Raw genomic sequence first — 660 nt, forward strand, 5'->3', positions numbered from 1 at the left:
CGGCGCACCGTCCAGCGCGCCGCATCCCGCAGCCCCGCCGTCAGACCGGCCCGCAGATCCGGCAGGACGGGCGTTTCACCCGCAACCTCCACCAGCGAGGCGAACAGCGTGAGCACCCCGGCCGCGCCGTACTGCACCGCGCACGGGTCGGCGGTCGCGCCGAACCCCGTGACGGGCCACAGCCTGCCCCCCGGCAGGGGATCGGCGATCTGCGCGGGCGACATGGTCCGCAGCACGTGGGTGAGCCCGTCACGCAGCAGGCGGTCCTGCTCATCGGCGCCCGGCAGCCGGGCGCCCATCGTGGTGGGCGGGAGCCCGGTGGCCATCCGGTCCAGGAACGCCTCCACCCGGTGCAGGTCCCAGCGCCGGGCGGGATCCTCCCGCATCAGCCCCAGAATCACCGGGGCCAGCGCGGTGGCCACCGGATCGCCCGCGGCAGCGACGCACACCAGCGTCTCCACCCGCGCGTCCCACGACCGCGCCCCGTCCGGCCGGTCCTCGGCCAGCAGCGGATGACACTCGGTGGCCAGGAAGAACAGCGTCGCCCCGAGGGCGTACAGATCGGCCGCCACACCCGGCGCCGGCGCGTACGCGGCGGCGCGCATCTGCTCGGGCGGGGCATAGCCCGGGGTGAAGGCCCGCCCCACCGGGGCACCGGGC

The 660-nt window shown here is 76.7% G+C and carries 1 protein-coding gene; it reads right to left on the reverse strand.

Annotated features, from left to right (window positions below):
• Nucleotides 1-660 (reverse strand): serine/threonine-protein kinase (locus tag ABD841_RS40575; protein ID WP_486389216.1); only part of this gene is annotated, 660 nt, incomplete at both ends.

This window comes from Streptosporangium fragile (assembly GCF_039534445.1).
Lineage (GTDB): Bacteria > Actinomycetota > Actinomycetes > Streptosporangiales > Streptosporangiaceae > Streptosporangium > Streptosporangium fragile.